1 pseudogene is annotated in these 352 nt (G+C 43.2%); it reads left to right on the forward strand.

The window, feature by feature from the left end:
• Nucleotides 1-352 (forward strand): annotated as a pseudogene (locus tag ACFINZ_RS11000) (hypothetical protein); the annotation flags it as partial.

A 352-nucleotide genomic window follows, 5' to 3' on the forward strand; every position in this document is an offset into this window, starting at 1 on the left:
GTGCTATCAAACTGGTTTGGATGAAATTTTTGCAGCGTTGTCTGCGGGACGAACCTCTTTAGTTGTTGATCCTCGTTACAACCGGCAATTTTATCAATTAGCCGGTTATCGCATTTTAGGCCAGCGTGCTGTACGGATTGATATTTTAGAGCGTCTTGCGAACCTCATCCGCCCTGCACTTTATTGGAAACAAGGGAATGAACCTAAACCCGATGGAGCTTATGACGGCAAGAGTTTTTTTGTCACTCCAACAATGATGTCTATTCTTGGAGCCAATGGAACCGATATGGAAGAAATTCTAAAAGGTCTTGGTTATCAATCGCATGCCATAAGCAGTGCTGTTCTTGAACAA

Source organism: Bartonella sp. AA81SXKL (genome assembly GCF_042196945.1).
In the GTDB taxonomy this organism is placed as follows: Bacteria; Pseudomonadota; Alphaproteobacteria; order Rhizobiales; family Rhizobiaceae; genus Bartonella.